The 19847-nt window shown below is 62.0% G+C and carries 15 protein-coding genes and 4 pseudogenes; 6 read left to right on the top strand and 13 right to left on the bottom strand.

Features of this window, described 5'->3' with window-relative positions; all coding sequences use genetic code 11:
* The first annotated feature begins 7 nt into the window (after window positions 1-7).
* The gene (gene cobA / locus AB4N42_RS12545; protein ID WP_198797255.1) at window positions 8-763 is read left to right on the top strand and encodes a uroporphyrinogen-III C-methyltransferase; all 756 of its coding nucleotides are present in this window, start codon (window positions 8-10) and stop codon (window positions 761-763) included.
* A 254-nt stretch (window positions 764-1017) separates the two neighbouring features.
* Here the strand turns inward: cobA and AB4N42_RS12540 are convergent, their stop codons facing one another.
* The 8 genes and pseudogenes from AB4N42_RS12540 to ppsA all read right to left on the bottom strand — a co-directional run bounded on the left by AB4N42_RS12540 (window position 1018) and on the right by ppsA (window position 9205).
* The gene (locus AB4N42_RS12540; protein ID WP_030141939.1) at window positions 1018-2052 is read right to left on the bottom strand and encodes an OmpA family protein; all 1035 of its coding nucleotides are present in this window, start codon (window positions 2050-2052) and stop codon (window positions 1018-1020) included.
* Between the two features lie 107 nt (window positions 2053-2159).
* Complete coding sequence (gene sigX, locus AB4N42_RS12535; RefSeq protein ID WP_025212681.1) at window positions 2160-2750, bottom strand: RNA polymerase sigma factor SigX; 591 nt, start codon at window positions 2748-2750, stop codon at window positions 2160-2162.
* A gap of 91 nt (window positions 2751-2841) precedes the next feature.
* A pseudogene (locus tag AB4N42_RS12530) lies at window positions 2842-3667 on the bottom strand (mechanosensitive ion channel family protein).
* Between the two features lie 2 nt (window positions 3668-3669).
* The gene (locus AB4N42_RS12525) at window positions 3670-3915 is read right to left on the bottom strand and encodes a hypothetical protein (protein WP_014337331.1); all 246 of its coding nucleotides are present in this window, start codon (window positions 3913-3915) and stop codon (window positions 3670-3672) included.
* Between the two features lie 63 nt (window positions 3916-3978).
* Complete coding sequence (locus tag AB4N42_RS12520) at window positions 3979-4974, bottom strand: zinc transporter ZntB (RefSeq protein ID WP_217859994.1); 996 nt, start codon at window positions 4972-4974, stop codon at window positions 3979-3981.
* Window positions 4975-4998: 24 nt separating this feature from the next.
* On the bottom strand, window positions 4999-5490 hold the full coding sequence (rraA, locus tag AB4N42_RS12515; protein WP_030141937.1) for a ribonuclease E activity regulator RraA: 492 nt from the start codon (window positions 5488-5490) through the stop codon (window positions 4999-5001).
* Between the two features lie 127 nt (window positions 5491-5617).
* Window positions 5618-6607, bottom strand: coding sequence for an alpha/beta fold hydrolase (locus AB4N42_RS12510; protein ID WP_460116261.1), 990 nt, complete (start codon window positions 6605-6607; stop codon window positions 5618-5620).
* A gap of 220 nt (window positions 6608-6827) precedes the next feature.
* Window positions 6828-9205, bottom strand: a pseudogene (ppsA, locus tag AB4N42_RS12505) (phosphoenolpyruvate synthase).
* 185 nt (window positions 9206-9390) lie between these two features.
* Here ppsA and ppsR point away from each other — a divergent pair.
* Window positions 9391-10209 carry a posphoenolpyruvate synthetase regulatory kinase/phosphorylase PpsR gene (gene ppsR / locus AB4N42_RS12500; protein WP_003199510.1) on the top strand — a complete coding sequence of 273 codons (819 nt, stop codon included), beginning with the start codon at window positions 9391-9393 and terminating at the stop codon, window positions 10207-10209.
* Window positions 10210-10290: 81 nt separating this feature from the next.
* Here ppsR and AB4N42_RS12495 read toward each other — a convergent pair whose 3' ends face one another.
* Complete coding sequence (locus tag AB4N42_RS12495; RefSeq protein ID WP_030141933.1) at window positions 10291-11136, bottom strand: type 1 glutamine amidotransferase domain-containing protein; 846 nt, start codon at window positions 11134-11136, stop codon at window positions 10291-10293.
* Between the two features lie 98 nt (window positions 11137-11234).
* On the opposite strand from AB4N42_RS12495, the pseudogene AB4N42_RS12490 reads away from it, so the two are divergent.
* Window positions 11235-12132, top strand: a pseudogene (locus AB4N42_RS12490) (LysR family transcriptional regulator).
* 186 nt (window positions 12133-12318) lie between these two features.
* Here the strand turns inward: AB4N42_RS12490 and AB4N42_RS12485 are convergent.
* The 4 genes from AB4N42_RS12485 to AB4N42_RS12470 form a co-directional block, all read right to left on the bottom strand.
* Window positions 12319-12546 carry an MbtH family protein gene (locus AB4N42_RS12485; protein WP_030141931.1) on the bottom strand — a complete coding sequence of 76 codons (228 nt, stop codon included), beginning with the start codon at window positions 12544-12546 and terminating at the stop codon, window positions 12319-12321.
* Window positions 12547-12630: 84 nt separating this feature from the next.
* The gene (locus tag AB4N42_RS12480; RefSeq protein ID WP_460116385.1) at window positions 12631-14040 is read right to left on the bottom strand and encodes a diaminobutyrate--2-oxoglutarate transaminase; all 1410 of its coding nucleotides are present in this window, start codon (window positions 14038-14040) and stop codon (window positions 12631-12633) included.
* A 263-nt stretch (window positions 14041-14303) separates the two neighbouring features.
* Window positions 14304-15638 carry a sensor histidine kinase gene (locus AB4N42_RS12475; RefSeq protein ID WP_334598043.1) on the bottom strand — a complete coding sequence of 445 codons (1335 nt, stop codon included), beginning with the start codon at window positions 15636-15638 and terminating at the stop codon, window positions 14304-14306.
* Window positions 15635-16315: a response regulator gene (locus AB4N42_RS12470; protein ID WP_030141928.1), complete on the bottom strand. Its 681-nt coding sequence runs from the start codon at window positions 16313-16315 to the stop codon at window positions 15635-15637. The genes AB4N42_RS12475 and AB4N42_RS12470 overlap by 4 nt, the downstream gene beginning before the upstream one ends.
* Window positions 16316-16487: 172 nt before the next feature.
* Here AB4N42_RS12470 and dsbD point away from each other — a divergent pair, with 172 nt between their 5' ends.
* The 3 genes and pseudogenes from dsbD to dsbG all read left to right on the top strand — a co-directional run bounded on the left by dsbD (window position 16488) and on the right by dsbG (window position 19828).
* Window positions 16488-18215: a protein-disulfide reductase DsbD gene (gene dsbD, locus AB4N42_RS12465; RefSeq protein ID WP_217860000.1), complete on the top strand. Its 1728-nt coding sequence runs from the start codon at window positions 16488-16490 to the stop codon at window positions 18213-18215.
* Window positions 18215-19084, top strand: a complete 870-nt coding sequence (locus tag AB4N42_RS12460; protein ID WP_217860001.1) for a TlpA disulfide reductase family protein — start codon at window positions 18215-18217, stop codon at window positions 19082-19084. The genes dsbD and AB4N42_RS12460 overlap by 1 nt, the downstream gene beginning before the upstream one ends.
* A pseudogene (gene dsbG / locus AB4N42_RS12455) lies at window positions 19060-19828 on the top strand (thiol:disulfide interchange protein DsbG). The gene AB4N42_RS12460 and the pseudogene dsbG overlap by 25 nt, the downstream one beginning before the upstream one ends.
* Window positions 19829-19847 lie beyond the last annotated feature (19 nt).

The raw sequence follows: 19847 nt of genomic DNA, 5'->3' as shown, positions 1-19847 counted from the left end.
AAACACTATGAACGCAAAAGTCTGGCTGGTCGGTGCGGGTCCCGGCGACCCTGAATTGCTGACTCTCAAAGCCGTGCGCGCCTTGGGCGAAGCCGACGTGGTGTTGATCGATGACCTGGTCAACGACGCGGTGCTGGAGCACTGCCCCGATGCGCGCATCATCGCCGTGGGCAAGCGCGGCGGTTGCCGCTCGACCCCCCAGGCGTTCATTCACCGGTTGATGCTGCGTTATGCCCGCCAAGGCAAATGCGTGGTACGCCTCAAGGGCGGCGACCCGTGCATTTTCGGCCGGGGCGGTGAAGAAGCGCAGTGGCTGCGCGAGCATGGCGTTGAAGTGGAACTGGTCAATGGCATCACCGCCGGCCTCGCGGGGGCGACCCAGTGTGACATTCCCCTGACGTTGCGCGGCGTTGCGCGGGGCGTGACGCTGGTCACCGCCCACACCCAGGATGGCAGCAGCCTGAACTGGCAAGCCCTTGCACAGGGCGGGACAACGCTGGTGGTGTACATGGGCGTGGCGAAACTGAGCGAGATCCGTGAGCAATTGCTGGCCGGTGGCCTCGCGGCGGATACGCCCGTGGCCATGATCGAAAACGCCTCCCTGCCCCATCAACGCGACTGCCGCAGCAACCTGGCCTCGATGGAAACCGATGCCGGTGCGTTTCAACTCAAGAGCCCGGCGATCCTGGTGATTGGCGCGGTGGCCGGTGCTGCCGAATTGGCCACCTCGCCTTCTGCCTTCGCGCAGGCTTCAATCCTCTAAAAGACAACCCCAAAACCTGTGGGAGCGAGCTTGCTCGCGATAGCGGTGGTTCAGTCACACATACATTGACTGACACACAGCCATCGCGAGCAAGCTCGCTCCCACAGTTGGATCTGCGTACGCCGGGGGAGATAAGTCGGCAGAATGGTCGCCTCCGCGAGCAGGCTTGCTCCCACAGGTTTTATGTTCCCTGTATAAATCCCAGGCAAAGAAAAACCCGGCCTAGGCCGGGTTTTTCCAAAGCTTCGGGCTAATTACTTAGCTTGGGCTTCAACCTGCGCTTCTACGCGACGGTTAACTGCACGACCAGCTTCAGTGGCGTTGTCAGCTACTGGGCGGGATTCGCCGTAGCCAACAGACTGAACGCGGGACGATTCAACACCGTACTGGTTGGTCAGAACTTGCTTGACGGCGTTTGCACGACGCTCAGACAGTTTCTGGTTGTAAGCGTCAGGACCGACGGAGTCAGTGTGACCTTCAACAGTGGTGCTGGTGGATGGGTACTGCTTCATGAAATCAGCCAGGTTCTTGATGTCGCCGTAGCTGTTTTCTTTAACAACAGACTTGTCGAAGTCGAACTTGACGTCCAGCTCAACACGTACGACTTCAGCAACAGCTGGGCAGCCATCAGCGTCAACGGTTACGTTGGCTGGGGTGTCAGGGCACTTGTCGACGTTGTCGCACACGCCATCGTTGTCGCTGTCGGAGCAGACTTCAGCCGGAGCTGGAACTGGAGCAGCAGCAGGCTTGGAGCCGCCACCGAAGTTCACACCGATACCGACGCTAGGAGCCCACTCGGTGTCGCCCTGGTCGATGTTGTACTGAGCTTCAACGCCGGCACGGGCGTAGAAGTTGTCGGTGAAATACAGCTTGGCGCCGCCACCAACGTTGGCGAAGGTAGAACGGTTACGACCGTTGCTGCCATTCTGGTCGATGCTCTGGTCCGAGAAACCGGCAGAGACGTAAGGACGCAGCATGTCGCCTGGGTTGTTGAAGTGGTACAGAGCGTCCAGAGCGGTGTTCGCGCCCTTGACGTTAGTGCCGTCTTCGGTACGTGCGTTGTGCACTTCGTCGTAGGCCAGACGCAGTTCAACGTCGTCGGTCAGGAAGTAACCAACCGAACCGCCGAACAGGTTGCCGTTGTTCTTGAAATCACGAGCGCTGTCGAACATTTCTTTCTTGGCGAAGCCTTCGATTTCAACTGCGCCTTGGCCTTGTGCCAGAGCGCCGAACGAAGTGGCAGCAATCAAAGAACCAATGGCAAAGCCCAAGGTGTTTTTCAGTTTCATCCGTTAAATCCCCATCTGGTGATTGTGAAGCAGTCCCGCAAACCGGGGGACAACTCGGCGGCAAGTCTATCAGAACTTGCCTACACGTAAGAGATATTTGCGCCGAACTAAGTTTCGGCAATGCCTGCAAATTTCTCACGCAGCTTGTCAAGAGCGCGCTTGTAACGCATTTTTGTCGCGCTCAAACCCATATGCATTATGTCTGCGATCTCCTGGAATTCCAGTTCTGCGACAAATCGTAGCACCAGAATTTCCCTGTCGATCGGGTTCACATAAACTAGCCAGCGATCGAGTCCACCCTTTTCCTCGGGCTTGGGCGCCTTTTCTTCAGACGCTTCCTCGAGAGGGTCAAGGCTCAACGCGTCCATCAACCGACGCTTTCGCCGTTCCTTGCGATACTGCGTGATGCATTCGTTGTAGGTGATGCTATATAGCCACGTCTTGAACTTCGATTTCCCCTCGAAGTTCTTCAAGCCGTACAGCACCTTCAACATCACCTCCTGACAGACATCATCAGCATCGCGATCGTTCCCAAGATACCGTGCACAAACGTTAAATAATGTTCTCTGGTAACGCCGCATCAGTTCTTCGTAAGCGCGTGTTACGTGGAACAGTTCCGTATGCGCGCGCGCAACCAACTCCTCATCGGAGAGATCACGGGGGTCGTAGCGCGTGGATAGCGATTGGGGTTTGTTCAAAACAAGTCGGGCCGACAGTCTAGGTCAATGTGCGCCGCAATCTGCGATGACAGGCATTTTGCGGCGGCATACATTAGCAGGATTTGCCGGGTTAGCGGCTACTCACATGCTGTTCCAGCAGGATCCGATTGGAAAGCGACACCAACTCGCCCTCCTCGGTCAGCAATGTGGTTTTCACCGTGCCGATCTCTTCGATCTGGCCTTCGACCTCGCCAACACGCACTTGTTGCCCAACCTCATACAATTCACGCACATAGATTCCCGCAAGAATCTGACCGGCAATTTCCCGGCTTCCCAACCCCATTGCCAGCGCGACCGCCAGACCAACGGTAATCAAGACAATCACGATCACATGGTTGAGCAGGTCTGTCTTGACCTCCAACTGACTGATCGCAACCGAAATACTGATGATGATCACCAGGCCCTGGGCGATTCGCCCGACGCCGAGCGGCGTAATCCAGCCCAACCCCCTCGGCCGCGCCGCGTACCAGCCCATTGGCCAGTTGCGCCAGCAAGACACCGACCAGCAGCACCAGCGCGGCACCGAAGACCTTCGGCAAATACAGCGCCAGCATGTCGAGGGTCGCCGAAACGCGCTCCAGTCCAAGGGACTCAGCGGCGGAAACCAGGAATATAAGCAGGACAAACCAATAGACGATCTTGCCCACCAGCGTCGAGATTGGCACCTGGATGCCGCCACGGGACAACAGTTTGGTCAGGCCGGTGCCGCCCATCAGGCGATCGAGGCCCAATTTGGCGAGCAGCTTGGACAGCAGCGTGTCCAGCAGCTTGGCCACGACGAAGCCCAACAACAGCACCACCAGGGCGCCGAACAGATTGGGAATGAAATTAGCCACCTTGGTCCACAACGCGGTCATTGCCGTGACGAGGCTCTGGGTCCAGAGATCGAGTTCCATATTCAGTCAGCCTTATCAGCGGTGCGAGTAACAGGTTTGCGACGGGAAACCGGCGAGACGTGGGCCGACCCGTTGTTCAGGGCGATCATCAGCGCGGGCAGCCAGCGGCCCAGCAGGCTGAACAGATCGCCAGCGCCGACCTGGCGGTTGGCGGTTTTGAGTACACGGCCCAGGCAGGCGTCATCGTCACGGCTGGACGGCGAAGCCTTGAGCATGTCGCGCAGAGACTGTTCAAACGGATCGTGCATACGCACCTCTCGTGATGTCTGTGGAAGACGCGATCAAATTTCGCCGGGTCACATGAAATCCCATCACACCCAACGCAAACGGCGGAACAGCCACCATTGTCCCAGGGCCACGCAGGCCATCAGCAGGCAGGCGACGATGAAGCCGTAGGGGCTTTCGGAAAACGGAATGCCGCCGACATTGATGCCCAGCAGGCCGGTGAGAAAACTCATCGGCAGGAAAATCCCGGTGATGATGCCGAAGCGGTACATGGTGCGGTTCATGCGCACCGAAAGACGCCGGTCCTCGGCCTCCAGCACAAGCCCCACGCGCTCCCGGGTCAATTCCAGCTCTTCGAGGTAACGGGTCAGGCTGTTGTTCAATTCATTCCAGTAGTCGCCGTCGTCCTCGACAAACCAGGGCAACTTGATTCGCGACATCTGCCCGAAAATATCCCGTTGCGGCGCCAGGAATCGCTTCAGCCCGGCGGCCCTTCGGCGGATGTGCAGGATGGCGTCATGCTCGGGGGTATACCGTTCGTCGGTGTCGAGTTTTTCTTCCTCGCCATCGACGATTTCAGACAGGCACGTCACCAGGTCCTGCACTTTGTTGGTCAGGTATTGCGCCATATAAAGGATGAGTTCCGACGCCGTCCTGGGTCCCTTGCCCTCGGCCAGCTCCGCCAGCAGCTCGTCGGTGGCGCGCAACGGCCGCAGCCGCAGGGAAATCACCCGCTGGGCTGCGGCGAAGATGCGCACCGAGACCATGTCTTCCGGCTCGGCGCCCGGATTCAGGTTGATTCCGCGCAGAAACAGCAGCAGCTCGGCGTTGGGCAGCGGCAGCAGGCGGGGACGGGTGTTCTCCTCCAGCAGCAGGTCGCAGTTGAACTCACTCAAGCCACTGGACTTGCGCAACCACGTATGGGTCTGCGGATGACTGCGATCCCAATGCAGCCACAGGCTTTCGTGGGCCTGCAGTTGCAGATCGTCAAGTTCGGTCCGGGCTATCGAACGCGCGCCGCCTTTTCCATCCAGCACCAGGGCATGCACCAGCCCCCATTGCGCGTTTTCTTCCTCGAACATCCTCATCCCTTATGGTCAAGACGCTTATTCAGGCATTTTCAGCGGGCTCGGCGAGACGATCACGCCGTTGTTGTCCGCGTAGACGTATTCGCCCGGACGGAAGGTCACGCCAGCGAAGGTCACTGCCACGTTGAGCTCGCCGACGCCACGCCGATCAGTCTTCATCGGGTGGCTGGCCAGGGCCTGGACGCCAAGGTCGGTCTGGGCAATGACGTCGACGTCGCGGATGCAACCGTAGATCACCAGCCCTTCCCAGCCATTTTTCGCAGCCTTTTCGGCCAGCATGTCGCCCAGCAACGCCCGGCGCAGGGATCCACCGCCGTCGACTACCAACACCTTGCCCTTGCCGTCGAGTTCAACCTGTTCCTTGACCCGCGAGTTGTCTTCGAAGCATTTGATGGTGACGATTTCACCGCCAAAGGAATCGCGGCCACCGAAATTGCTGAACATCGGTTCCAGGACTTGCACCAGGTCCGGGTAGGCATCGCACAGGTCGGGCGTGAGGTAATGGTTCATCGAACAACTCCTGCTGGGCTTGAACGTCTGGCTGAATGAACAACCGTTTGTGACCGGAACAACGTAGCGCGTCATATCTTAGCCGCAAGCCGGCCAGAGCGAAATGCCCCTGGCCAGAGCCTCGGTATCAGACCGCTTCGGCCAGCCTGGGCTGGTCCGCCAGCAATGACGCCTGCTGGTCTTGCAACCAGCGCCCTACCAGCGGCCAGACCTCCGCTTGCGCGGCCTTGCTGACGAGCATCTCGACATGGCCAAAATCACCGGTGAAGCCCTGTTCCCGCCCCAGGCAGACAAACTGCTTGTGCTCGGAACCGATCTGCTCGAACAATTTTCGACAAGCCCAGGTGGGATCCTGGTGATCGCCGGCCGCACTCACCGCCATTACCGGCACCTGCACATCGGCCAGGCCTGCCCACCAATTTTTCTCGGCGTCGCCGAAACGCCCGAACAGGCCATACCAGCGCATGCTCTCCAGGGCCAGTCCGATGGGTTCATCTTCCGGGCCGCGCTTGAGCCTGGTACCGGACAATTGTGCGAAACGCTTGAGAATGAAACGCCCGCTCCATTCCACCGGCGGGATTTTCAACGGCCAATAGGTGCGGCTGACCTGGGTGCCGAAAAATGCCGCCGACGCCACGGCGGGCTCGCCCAGGTAATGGCCACCCAGGGCTGCCGCCAAGGTGATACCGCCCAGGGAATGGCCAATCCAGTGCGGCACTTGTCCACTTTGCTCGCGCACAAAGGCGCCGATGGCCGGCAGGTCATACCGGGCGTAGTCGGCCACGCGATTGTTGCGATAGCCCTGGTTGCGCTGGGACAAGCCATGGCCGCGCATTTCGGGAATCCAGACATCGAAGCCTAGGCGTGTCAGGTACGCCCCCAGGCCAAGGCCCTTGGGCGAGTACCAGAAGCGTCGGTTGGAAAAACTGCCGTGCAACAGGATCACCGGGACACCACGGCTTTCGCCGGCATCGGCCATGCCCAGCCGGGTGACGGCCAGCTCAACACTGTAGTCCGGGCTGTTGCCGGGCTTGAGGCGATAGACATCTTCGCTCAGATCACCGCGCCGCTCGGCACTGATCAAGGCGACAGGAAAAAGGTTGCTGCTGCTTTGCATAATCTTCTTGCACAAAAAAGGGCGGCTTCCAGATGGAGCCCGCCCTACTTCAAATCAAAAGGGGCCAATGAACTGACAGCCATGGACCCTGTGGGAGCGAGCTTGCTCGCGATGGCGGTGGGTCAGCAACATCAATGCTGGCTGACACTCCGCAATCGCGAGCAAGCTCGCTCCCACAAGGTTACCCGGCTTACATTACCGGTGAGCTCCCTTCACTCGATCAGACCGCAGCCTGACCCTCAGCCAGGAAGAACCAGGTTTCCAGCACGGAGTCCGGGTTCAACGAAACGCTTTCGATACCCTGCTCCATCAGCCACTTGGCCAGGTCCGGGTGGTCCGAAGGGCCCTGGCCGCAGATGCCGATGTACTTGCCGGCCTTGTTGCAGGCAGCAATGGCGTTGGCCAGCAGCTTCTTGACCGCCGGGTTACGCTCGTCGAACAGGTGGGCGATGATCCCGGAATCCCGGTCCAGGCCCAGGGTCAGCTGGGTCAGGTCGTTGGAACCGATGGAGAAACCGTCGAAGAATTCGAGGAACTCGTCGGCCAGGATAGCGTTGGACGGCAGCTCGCACATCATGATCACGCGCAAGCCGTTTTCGCCACGGGCCAAGCCGTTTTCCGCCAGCAGGTCGACGACCTGGCTCGCTTCACCGAGGGTCCGCACGAACGGCACCATGATCTCGACGTTGCTCAGGCCCATCTCGTTGCGCACACGCTTGAGGGCGCGGCATTCGAGTTCGAAGCAATCGCGGAACGACTCGCTGATGTAGCGCGAAGCACCACGGAAGCCCAGCATCGGGTTCTCTTCTTCCGGCTCATAGAGCTTGCCGCCGATCAGGTTGGCGTATTCGTTGGACTTGAAGTCCGACAGGCGCACGATGACCTTCTTCGGCCAGAACGCCGCCGCCAGGGTGCTGATGCCTTCCACCAGTTTCTCGACATAGAAACCGACCGGATCGTCGTAGCCGGCGATGCGCTTGTCGACGCTGTCCTTGATTTCCTGCGGCAGGCCGTCGTAGTTCAGCAGTGCCTTGGGGTGCACGCCGATCATGCGGTTGATGATGAATTCCAGGCGGGCCAGGCCCACGCCGGCGTTCGGCAACTGCGCAAAGTCAAAGGCGCGGTCCGGGTTGCCTACGTTCATCATGATCTTGAACGGCAGCTCCGGCATGGCGTCCACGGAGTTCTTCTTGATGTCGAAGCCCAGCTCGCCTTCGAAGATGTAGCCAGTGTCGCCTTCGGCGCAGGAAACGGTCACGCCCTGGCCATCCTTGAGCAACTCGGTGGCATTGCCGCAACCGACCACGGCCGGGATGCCCAGCTCACGGGCGATGATCGCCGCGTGGCAGGTACGGCCGCCACGGTTGGTGACGATGGCGCTGGCGCGCTTCATCACCGGTTCCCAGTCCGGGTCGGTCATGTCGGAGACCAGTACGTCGCCGGCCTGGACCTTGTCCATCTCCGAGACGTCCTTGATGATCCGCACCTTGCTCGGCGCCGATGCGCTGGCCGATGGCGCGGCCTTCCACCAGCACGGTGCCGGTTTCCTTGAGCAGGTAGCGCTCCATGACGTTGGCCTGGGTGCGGCTCTTCACGGTTTCCGGGCGGGCCTGCACGATGTACAGCTTGCCGTCGTCACCGTCCTTGGCCCATTCGATGTCCATCGGGCACTTGTAGTGCTTCTCGATGATCATCGCCTGCTTGGCCAGTTCGCTGACTTCGGCGTCGGTCAGGCAGAAGCGCGCGCGGTCGGCCTTGTCGACGTCGACGGTCTTGACCGAACGACCGGCCTTGGCTTCGTCGCCGTAGACCATCTTGATGGCCTTGCTGCCCAGGTTGCGGCGCAGGATGGCCGGGCGACCGGCTTCCAGCGTGCCCTTGTGGACATAGAATTCATCCGGGTTCACCGCGCCTTGCACGACGGTTTCGCCCAGGCCGTAGGCACCGGTGATAAACACGACGTCACGGAAGCCCGACTCGGTGTCGAGGGTGAACATCACGCCGGCGGTGCCGGTTTCGGAGCGGACCATGCGCTGCACGCCGGCGGACAGGGCGACCAGCTTGTGGTCGAAGCCCTGGTGCACGCGGTAGGAAATGGCACGGTCGTTGAAAAGGGAGGCGAAGACTTCCTTGGCGGCCCGGATGACGTTTTCCACGCCACGGATGTTCAGGAAGGTCTCCTGCTGGCCAGCGAACGAGGCGTCCGGCAAGTCTTCGGCGGTGGCCGAGGAGCGCACGGCGACGGCGATGTCGGGGTTGCCTTCGGAGAGCTTGGCGAAAGCGGTGCGGATCTCGGCGTTCAGTTTCTCGGGGAACTCGGCTTCCATGATCCACTGGCGGATCTGGGCGCCGGTCTTGGCGAGGGCATTGACGTCATCGACGTCCAGGGCATCGAGCGCATCGTGGATCTGCTGGTTCAGGCCGCTCAGTTCCAGGAAATCACGATAAGCCTGGGCGGTCGTGGCGAAGCCACCTGGCACCGAGACGCCGGCATGCGGCGAGGTTACTGATCATCTCGCCCAGGGATGCGTTCTTGCCCCCCACATGCTCTACATCATGGACGCCGAGCTTATCGAGGGAAACTACGTACTCTACCAAGGTGATCTCTCCACTAACTGTGTTGGAAAAGCTCAAGGCACCGACGGCTCCAGGGGGAGCGCTAGCCGGCGATATGGCCTGGACCTGGAAAATAAGTGAGAATGCGGGCCACGGGCGGCCGGCAAATCGCGCCTATCATATCCAAGAATCGTGACTAGCTCACTAGCTTAAGGCCCAAGGCGCAAATGAAACGATCTGCTTTCTTTATCTCCGACGGCACCGGCATCACGGCCGAAACGCTAGGCCAAAGCCTGTTGGCACAGTTCGAAAACATTACCTTCGCCAAATTCATACGCCCGTACATCGACAGCGTCGACAAGGCGCGGGCCATGGTACAGCAAATCAATAAAGCCGCCGAAACCGACGGTTTCCGGCCGATCATCTTCGACACCATCGTCAATCAAGACATCCGTGAGATTCTTGCAACGTCGAATGGTTTCATGATCGACATTTTTTCCACGTTCCTGGCGCCCCTGGAGCAGGAGCTGAGCGAGCATTCTTCCTACTCGGTCGGCAAGTCCCACTCCATTGGCCACAACTCCAACTACATGGAGCGGATCGAGGCGGTCAACTTCGCGCTGGACAACGACGACGGCGCCCGCACGCATTATTACGACAAGGCCGACCTGATCCTAGTGGGTGTGTCGCGGTGTGGTAAGACGCCGACGTGCCTGTATATGGCGATGCAATTCGGCATCCGCGCGGCCAACTACCCGCTGACCGAAGACGACATGGAGCGCCTGCAACTGCCCAGCGCCCTGCGCGCCCACCAGCATAAGCTGTTCGGCCTGACCATCGACCCGGACCGCCTCACCGCGATCCGCAACGAGCGCAAGCCCAACAGCCGCTACTCAAGCTACGCCCAGTGCGAGTTCGAAGTGCGCGAAGTGGAAAACCTGTTCCGGCGGGAGAACATTCCCCACATCAACTCCACGCATTTTTCCGTGGAAGAGATTTCGGCGAAGATCCTGGTGGAGAAAGGGGTGGAGCGGCGGTTCAAATAAGGCAGCTATGAGCTGCAAGCTGCAAGCTGCAAGCTGCAAGCCAGAGTGGCCGCTGTTAGCTTGTAGCTTGTAGCTTGTAGCTTAAGGCTCTAGTCGCTTCACCAGCGCCTGCCCCACCTCCAGCGCCGACGCCGGGTTCTGGCCGGTGATCAACTCCCGGTCCATGACCACATGGGACGTCCACGGCGAGGTATTGCTGCTGTATTGGCCGCCCGCCTGCTCCAATGCAGTCTGTGGATAGAATTTCATGGCCCCGCCGCCCAACAGCCCCTTGGCCAATTCCTCTTCCTGATTGCTGATGACCGTCATCTTGTACCCGGCGTAAATCCAACCGGACTGGGCCGAGGCCTGGCCCTTGGTGGCCAGCTGCCGGACGAAGCCGTTGGCATCGGGTAGCGTCGACAACAGGGCGATCGGCCCGTGGCAGACCAGTGCGGTGGTTTTGCCTTTCTCATGGAAGTGCGTCAAGACCCGGCCCAGCGGCGCGCTGGTGAGCAGGTCCTGCATCGGCGCGTGCCCACCAGGAACGTACAGCGCATCGAACCGATCCAGGCCCATTTGTTCGGCACGGGTCAGGCTGATCACCGGTGAGTCTTCGGGCGAGGTGATTTTCAGTCGGGCCAGCAACGCCTGGTAGCGCTCAAGCTCCGCCGCGTCGTTATTGAAATACATCTTGTCCACCGAGGAGCGGTCCAGGGTCGGCGCCTTGCCCTCGGGCGTGGCGAAGGTCACGTGGTGACCGGCATCCAGCAACAGCTTCACCGGTTGTAGCAGCTCGTTGAGGTAGAACCCTGTGGAAAAGAACTGGCCATTTTTCAGATCCAGATGATCGGCATCCGACAGAACCACGAGCACGTTGTCGGCATGGGCCGCGGCACTGATACCGGCCAGAACGACAGACGTTGCCAAGGCAGTGAGCTTTTTCATGATGACTCCGCTTCGATAAAAGTTGTGCTCACTGTATTGATGCGCCTGCCGGCGATAAACTGGCTTCCAGGAACATCAGTTGGCCTCTGGAGGCAATAATGGCCCGTCGATTCGATCATCTGGCCGATGTGGAAGCCTTCGTCACCGTCGTGGAAAAAGGCACCCTCAGCGCTGGCGCTATCGCCCTCGGCACCACGCCTTCGGTGCTGAGCCGCGCCATCTCGCGCCTCGAAGCCCGGCTCGGCGTGCAACTGTTGCGACGCACCACCCGGCGGCTGAACCTGACCGATGCGGGGACGTTGTACCTGGAACAGTCGCGCTCGGCCTTTGCCCTGATTGATGATGTCGAGCGACGAATCCAGGGCCAGGACGGCGTGTTGACCGGCCGCGTGCGCCTGAGCGTGCCAACCACTTATGGCCATTACCGCCTGCCGGCGCTGCTGTCGCGTTTCGCCCAGGCGTGCCCGCAGGTGCGGGTCGAACTGAGCATCACCAACCGCAACGTCGACCTGGTGGCCGAAGGGTATGACCTGGCGATCCGCCTCGGGCCGCTGCCGGACAGTGGATTGGTCGGCCGCAAGCTGGAAGACGCCCGCCTCTGCCTGGTGGCCGCGCCGCGCTACCTGGAGCGTGCGGGTACGCCCACGCACTTCGACGAACTGGCCGCCCACGCCTGCCTGCCCTTCGTGATGCCCAGCAGCGGACGCATCGCGCCGTGGCTGTTTCGTGAACACCGGGAAGACCGGGAATGGTTGCCGAGCGGGCAATGTGCAAGTGTCCGATGACGTGCTGGGCATCGTGTCCCTGGCCCAGGCCGGGATGGGGATCTGCCAGAGCTATGAATTCATCGTCCGGGAGCGAGTCGAGCGAGGGGAACTGGTGGAGTTGCTGGAGGACTTTGGCGGCCGCAGTCGAACGTTTTCCATCATCTACCCGCCCCATCGACAATTGCCGGCGGCGGCGCGGGCGTTGATTGATTTCATGGCGGAACAATAGGTGGTAAACGCCACCCCCTGTGTGTGCGAGCTTGCTCGCGATTGCGGAGTGTCAGTCAGCATCAATGTTGCTGATCCGCCGCTATCGCGAGCAAGCTCGCTCCCACATGGGGCCCGACGTGACTGCAAGATTTGTATTTCCCTACAGCCCTACTGGAAAATTTCCGTGCTGCCACAGCTTCAACAGTTAGTGAGCCGCTGCCGCCTGCTCTTCCATCTTCTTGCGCAAGCTCAACGGCCGCATGTCGGTCCAGACCTCTTCGATGTAGGCCAGGCATTCCTTCTTGAAGCCGCTCTTGCCGACGGTGCGCCAGCCCTCGGGAACGGCCTTGTAGTCCGGCCAGATCGAATACTGTTCTTCGTGGTTGACCACGACCTGGAAGAGGATGTCCTCGCGGTCGAATACTGAAGTCATGGTGTTTCTCCGTCGTTGCTCAAGGTTCGCCGCGCCACGGGCGCAGCCAAGGTATGAAAAGGAACGTACCGGGCCGGATGAAAATTAGGCTTCGGCGACGGCGGCCTCCAGGGCGCGCCGGAAAATCTCGGCGACCCGATCGATTTCCGCCGCGGTAATGATCAACGGCGGCAGGAAACGCACCACGCCGCCCTGGCGGCCACCCAGCTCGAGGATCAATCCGCGCTTGAGGCATTCACGCTGCAACCGCGGCGCCAGGCGTGCATGCACCGGCGGATGCCCCAAGGCGTCCGGCTTGCCGGTCGGGTCCACCAGCTCGACGCCGAGCATCAGGCCGCGACCGCGAATGTCACCCAACTCCGCGAAATCCCGCTGCAGGATGTGCAAGTGCTCGCTCAAGCGCTCGCCCATGGCGGCGGCGTGGGCCGACACGTTGCGCTCCACCAGGTAGCGCATCACCGCAGAACCGGCGGCCATGGCCATCTGGTTGCCGCGGAAAGTCCCGGCATGGGCTCCCGGCAGCCAGGTATCGAGCCAATCGCGATAAACCACAACCGCCAACGGCAGGCTGCCACCGATGGCCTTGGACAGTACGACCACGTCCGGAATGATGCCGGCGTGCTCGAACGCGAACATCTTGCCGGTCCGGCCAAAGCCACTCTGGATTTCATCGACGATCAGCGCCACCCCGGCCTGCTCGGTGATCCGCCGCAGGCCGCGCAGCCAATCCAGATCGGCCGGTATGACACCGCCCTCGCCCTGCACCACTTCGACGATGACCGCTGCTGGCAATTGCACGCCGGCCTCCGGATCGTTCAGCAGGTTTTCCAGGTAATGCAGATTGGCCTTGATCCCCTCCGCGCCGCCCAGTCCGAACGGGCAGCGGTAATCATAGGGATACGGCATGAACTGCACGCCGTTGCTGAGCAACGCCCCCAAAGGCTTCTTCGGCCCCAGGCTGCCCATCAGGCTCAGCGCGCCCTGGCTCATCCCGTGATAACCGCCCTGGAACGACAACACCGTGCTACGCCCCGTTGCGGTGCGGACCAACTTGAGCGCGGCTTCCACCGCGTCCGTGCCGGTAGGGCCGCAGAACTGGATTTTCGCTTCAGCGGCGAGGGCCGCCGGCAACAGGCCGAACAGGTCCTGGACAAAGCGGTCCTTGACCGGCGTGGTCAGATCCAGGGTGTGCAGGGGCAGCTCATCGGCAAGCACTTGCTGGATCGCTTCGATCACCGCCGGGTGGTTGTGCCCGAGCGCCAGCGTGCCGGCGCCGGCCAGGCAATCGATGAACGTGCGGCCCTCGACATCTTCTACGTACAGACCCTTGGCGCGCTTGAGGGCCAAGGGGATTCGTCGTGGATAGCTGCGGGCATTGGATTCCTGGCGACTCTGGCGGGCCAGCAAGGGTGATTCGTTGAATTGATAAAGCGTCTCGACCGGCGCAGGGCTGACCCGTGCTGGCGGTGCTTGGATAGGACTGGTGACTGGCATGTTCTCGACCCCGGGATGAATGACCAAAAGGCGCACCGGGCAGGTGCGCATTCCGAAGCGCACATGCAGGTTTCCTGTTGTGGAAACGCATCAGCGAGGCAAGGATTTACTGCCGGATAAAGACCGTGGCGAGGGAGCTTGCTCCCGCTGGGCTGCGCAGCAGCCCCTCAAGCCAGGACACGCGGACCGTCAGATGAATCAAGCCCACAGGTTTGAGCCCGCTGCGCGGTCCAGCGGGAGCAAGCTCCCTCGCCACAGGTTATCTACGGACCGGGCGATAGTTGCACCGGCACGGTCAGCTCGACACGCAACCCGTCCGGGCGGCTGTCGAACTGCAGGCCGCAGCCGCAACGCTGGACGATGGCCTGGACAATCGCCAGCCCGAGTCCGCAGCCGTTGCTCTGGCCATTGCGCCAGAAGCGCTGGGTCAGGTGCTGGATATCGTCGGCTGCGATGCCAGGACCGTGGTCGCGCACCTGGAACCGCACACGCTGGCCGATCGTTTCCAGGTTCAATTCGATCTCGGTGTCGTCCGGGGTATGGCGCACGGCGTTCTCCAGCAGGTTGCGCAGCGCGGCGATGGACAGCACGGCCGGCATCTGCACCGGCGCATCGGTCAGTTGAGGCGACAGCTGCAATTTGATCCGCCGGGGTGCGCCGCCGGTCGCGTCCTGGATGGCCAGCCGCGCAACCTGCTCGGCGTTGCATTGCACCCCGTCATCGAACGACAGGCTGCCCTCCACCCGGGCCAGCAGCAACAGTTGCTCCAGCGTGCGATGCAATCGGTCGGCGCCCTCTTCCGCCCGGGCCAGGGACTGGTCACGGGCGGCGCCCTCGGTCATGCGCGCCACCTGCAGGTGTGTCTTGATGGCGGTCAACGGGCTGCGCAGTTCATGGGCGGCATCGCCGGTCAGCCGTCGCTCGCGCTCGATGGTCTTGCCGATGCGCTGGAGCAACTGGTTCTGGGTCTCCAGCAAAGGCCGCAATTCGCTGGGCAATGGGTGAATCTGCAACGGCTCGAGGGAATCCGCGTTGCGCCGCGTCAGTGCATCGCGCATGCGGTTGAGCGGCGCCAAGCCCTGGCCGATGCCCAGCCACAGCAGGCACAGGCAACCGAGCAAGGCCACGCCGACCGGCACCGAGGCCGCCAGCAGCACCGACAGGTTCAACGCCTCGCGTTCGATCTGGCGGTCCGCGGTGGTAATGCGCAAGTCGCCTCGGGCCAGGGTAAAACTACGCCATGGCGCGCCGTCGATCATCTGGTCGTGGAAACCCATTTTCTCGGCTTCCAGTGGCTGCCCCGGGGTGTCATGGCTACGCGCCAGAATCTCCCCGCGCAGCGAGCTGACCTGGCAGGCCATGCCACCTGGGACGCTCAATTGTTCCGCGCTGAAATGCGTGCCCTCCCCCTTGCTGGGTACCGGCGGCAACTGCTCCAGCAAGCCGGCGACCATCCGCGCCGAAGCCACCAGGCGCTGGTCGAGGGAAAACATCATCTGGTTGCGCAGGTCGCTGAGCATCCAGGCAGCGGCCAAGGCCCAGATCAGGGCAAAGGCCGCGCCGAGGGTCAGGCTCAGGCGCAGTCGCAGGCTGATCACTTGGCCGATTCCCCGCCATCGGCCGGCCCCAGGCGATAGCCCAGGCCGCGCACCGTCTCGACAATCCCGTTGCCCAACTTGCGCCGCAAATGGTGGATATGGACGTTCAAGGCGTTGCTTTCCAGCTCGTCGTTGAAGCCATAGACGCTGTCCTTGAGTTGCTCGGTGGAGAGCACCCGGCCACGACTGTGCAGCAGCGCCTGCAACAGCGACTGCTCGCGGCGGGACAGGTCCACCGGTTGGCCGTCCAAGGTGGTTTCCCGGCTGCTCGGGTCATAAGTCAGGCGACCATGCTCGATCAGGTTGACACTGCGCCCGGCCACGCGCCGCAGCAACGTGTGCAAGCGCGCCGCCAGTTCGCGCAGGTCGAAGGGCTTGAGCAAGTAGTCATCGGCCCCGGCCTGCAAGCCATCGACCCGGTCGGTCACCGAATCCCGCGCGGTGAGGATCAGCACAGGCATTTCCAGGCCTTGCTGGCGTAGCTGCTTGAGCAACTTGAGGCCGTCTTCATCCGGCAGGCCCAGGTCCAACACCATGACGTCGAATGTCGCCACGCCGACCATCGCCCGCGCCGCCGATGCGGTGGCGACGTGCTCGACGGTCAGGCCTTGAGCCGTGAGCCCGGCAACGATGCCGCTGGCAATCAACTCATCGTCTTCGCAGACCAGTACGTGCATGGTGAGCCCCACGGAAAAAGGTAGATTAGGCGGGTGGCCGATTAAGCCGACATTATGCGACGAGTCGGGCAAATATGGGCGATCATTGGCGCCTGCCGGTATCGCCGGGTTAATCGACGGTTAATCGCCGGTCGCCACTGTGCCCTTCACTTGCTTCGTTAAGGCTTTGTCCATGCGTCGATTGTTTTTGCTGTGGCTGTTCCTGATCTCGGGCCTGGCCCAGGCCGCCAATCCCTTCGAAACCAAACCCGATTTCCTGCCGGTGGAGAAGGCATTCGTCTTCACTTCCGAACGCCTGGACTCCGGTGAAACCCAATTGTTCTGGCAGATCGCCGACGGGTACTACCTGTATCAGCAGCGACTCAAGTTCGATGGCCTGGCCGACGCGCAAAAACCCAAGCTGCCCGAGGGCGAAGCACACAGCGACGAATTCTTCGGCGACCAGCAAGTGTATCGCCAGGCCCTGGAGCTGAAGATTCCCGCCGGGGCGACCGGCAAGATCAAGGTCGGCTTCCAGGGCTGCGCCGATGCGGGCCTGTGCTATCCGCCCCAGACCCAAGTCGTCGACCTGGGCGGCAACACGCCGGTGGCAGCCACTGGCGAAGCGCAGGACCAGGCCCTGGCCAGCGGCTTGCAACAGCGTGCGCTGGGCTGGAGCCTGCTGGTGTTCTTTGGTTTGGGACTGTTGCTGGCGTTTACCCCCTGCTCGCTACCGATGCTGCCGATCCTGGCGGGATTGGTGGTGGGCAGCGGCGCCGGCCCCCGGCGCGGCCTGGCATTGGCTGGCAGCTACGTGATCAGCATGGCCTTGGTCTATGCCGCCATGGGTGTGCTCGCGGCGCTGCTGGGCGCCAATCTCCAGGCAGTGCTGCAGCAACCTTGGTTGCTGGGGACTTTCGCGGCAGTGTTCGTGGTGTTGGCGCTGCCGATGTTCGGCTTTTTCGAATTGCAACTGCCCGCCGCCCTGCGTGATCGCTTGGAAAACGCCGGCCGCCAGCGCCGCGGTGGCAGCCTGGTGGGCGCTGGCATTCTCGGGGCGTTGTCCGGCCTGTTGGTCGGCCCCTGCATGACCGCCCCCTTGGCGGGCGCGCTGCTGTACATCGCCCAGAGCGGCAATGCGCTGCACGGCGGCCTGATCCTGTTCACCATGGGCATCGGCATGGGCTTGCCGCTGTTGCTGCTGGTGACCGTGGGCAATCGCTTCCTGCCCAAGCCCGGCGCCTGGATGAACCTGCTCAAAGGTGTATTCGGCTTTCTGTTCCTGGGTACCGCGCTGCTGATGATCCGCCCGGTCATCGATGGCTCGCTGTGGATCGGCCTGTGGGGCGCGCTGCTGGTGATCGCCGCCTACTGCGCCTGGCGCCAGACCGAAGGGTTCGGCCGCGCTGCCTATCTGTGGGGCAGCGTATCGCTGCTGTTCGGCCTGTGGGGCAGCCTGTTGGTGATCGGGGCAGCGGGCGGCAGCGATGATCTGTTCAAGCCGCTGGAGGTCTACAGCGGTGCCCGCGCCACTGCGACCGCCGAGACCCGGGACGCATTCACCACGGTCAGCGAGCCCGCCGCCCTGCAACGCGAACTGGACGCCGCCAAGGCCAGGGGCCAGTGGGTCTTGCTGGACTACTACGCCGACTGGTGCGTGTCCTGCAAGATCATGGAAAAACAGGTATTCGGCCGCACAGCGGTGCTGGACGCCTTGAAAGGCGTGCGCCTGCTGCGCCTTGACGTCACCGCCGACACACCGGCCAGCCGCGAACTGCTCAGCCGCTATCAGGTACCGGGGCCACCCAGCCTGTTGTGGATCGGCACAGACGGTGAAGAACGTCGCAACCAGCGGATTACCGGCGAAGTCGACGCCAAGGGTTTCCTGGAGCGCTGGAACACGACGCGGAACGCGCCCTGATGTTGACGTTGACCTTGGGCACCTTTGCCATCGCCCTCAATCATCTGCTGTTGATCAGCGCATTGGCGTTGGCGACTTTCGTCGGCTGGCGAGTGGCAAGGCGCGGCGGCGAAAACCCCGAATCGGTGCTGTTCGGACTGTTCCTGCTGGGACTCCTGACCGCAAGGATCGGGTTTGTCGTCGCTTACTGGAAACATTATCGGGATGACCCGTGGCAGATCGTCGATCTGCGCGACGGCGGCTTCCTCGCCTGGCCGGGCATCATCGCGCTGCTGGTCGGCGCCCTGCTATGGGCACGGCGCCGTCCGGGCCTGCGTCGACCGTTGGCTTTCAGTGTCACCGGCGGCCTGCTGTTCTGGCTCGTGGGAACAATGTCGCTGACGATCTATGAACAAGGCACCCGCTTGCCGGAGATCGACCTGCGCACTGCCGACGGCGAAACCGTGAGCCTCATCGATTATCAGGGCGGCCCGCTGGTGATCAATCTCTGGGCCACCTGGTGCCCGCCCTGCCGACGTGAAATGCCGGTGCTGGAAGAAGCCCAGAAACAGCGTCCGGACCTGACGTTCCTGTTCGTCAACCAGGCCGAAAGCATGCAAAGCGTGAGCACCTACCTCGCCACGCAGGGCTTGAGCCTCACCAACGTGCTGTTCGACGGCAGCGGTCGCCTTGGCCAGGCCGTCGGCTCGATGGCGCTGCCGACGACACTGTTCTACAGCGCCGACGGCCGCCTGCTCGGCAGTCACCTGGGCGAATTATCCGAAGCGAGCCTGGCCCGGGCACTGGAATACTTCGAAACGCCGGGTTCGACCACGGCGGCCCACCCCGCGACAAGGAAACTGCCATGCCCCGCCTCCACCACCTGCTGACACTGGCCTTCGCCAGGCGCGCTGCTGCAAGCGCCGCTGCTCCAGGCCGAAGAACTGCCTGCGGCCATCCAGAAGATCGAAGCGAAGGGCGCGAAAATCGTCGGCACCTTCGAGGCGCCGAACGGCTTGCGCGGTTATGCCGCGCAATACCAGAACCGTGGCATGGCCCTGTACCTGACGCCGGATGGCAAGCATGTGCTGCTGGGCAACCTATATGACGCGGACGGCAAGGACCTGAGCGCCGAGCCGCTGCAAAAACTGGTCTACGCCCCGATGGCCAAGGCCATCTGGGCGAAGATGGAGACCAGCAACTGGATCGCCGACGGCAACAAGGACGCACCGCGCACCGTATACCTGTTCAGCGATCCGAATTGCCCGTATTGCAACATGTTCTGGGAACAGGCCCGGCCCTGGGTCAGGGCCGGCAAGGTGCAGTTGCGCCACATCATGGTGGGCATCATTCGCGAAGACAGCCCGGGCAAATCGGCCGCGCTGCTCGCCGCCAAGGAGCCGGAGAAAGCCCTGGCGGACCATGAGAAGGCCGGCAAGGCCAGTCCGCTCAAGCCGCTCAAGGAAATACCGCCGGCCATCCAGGCAAAACTGGACGCCAACCAGGCGTTGATGGACGAGCTGGAGCTCTCCGCCACCCCGGCGATTTTCTATCTGGATGACCAGGGCGAGCTGCAACAACAGCAAGGCGCGCCGTCTCCGGACAAACTGCTGAAAATCCTCGGACCGAAGTGAACCGGTACACCGAACTGTG

Source organism: Pseudomonas sp. H2_D02, from assembly GCF_054677635.1.
Note: the sequence above shows the minus strand (reverse complement) of the source record. Positions and strands in the feature narration are given on the sequence as shown.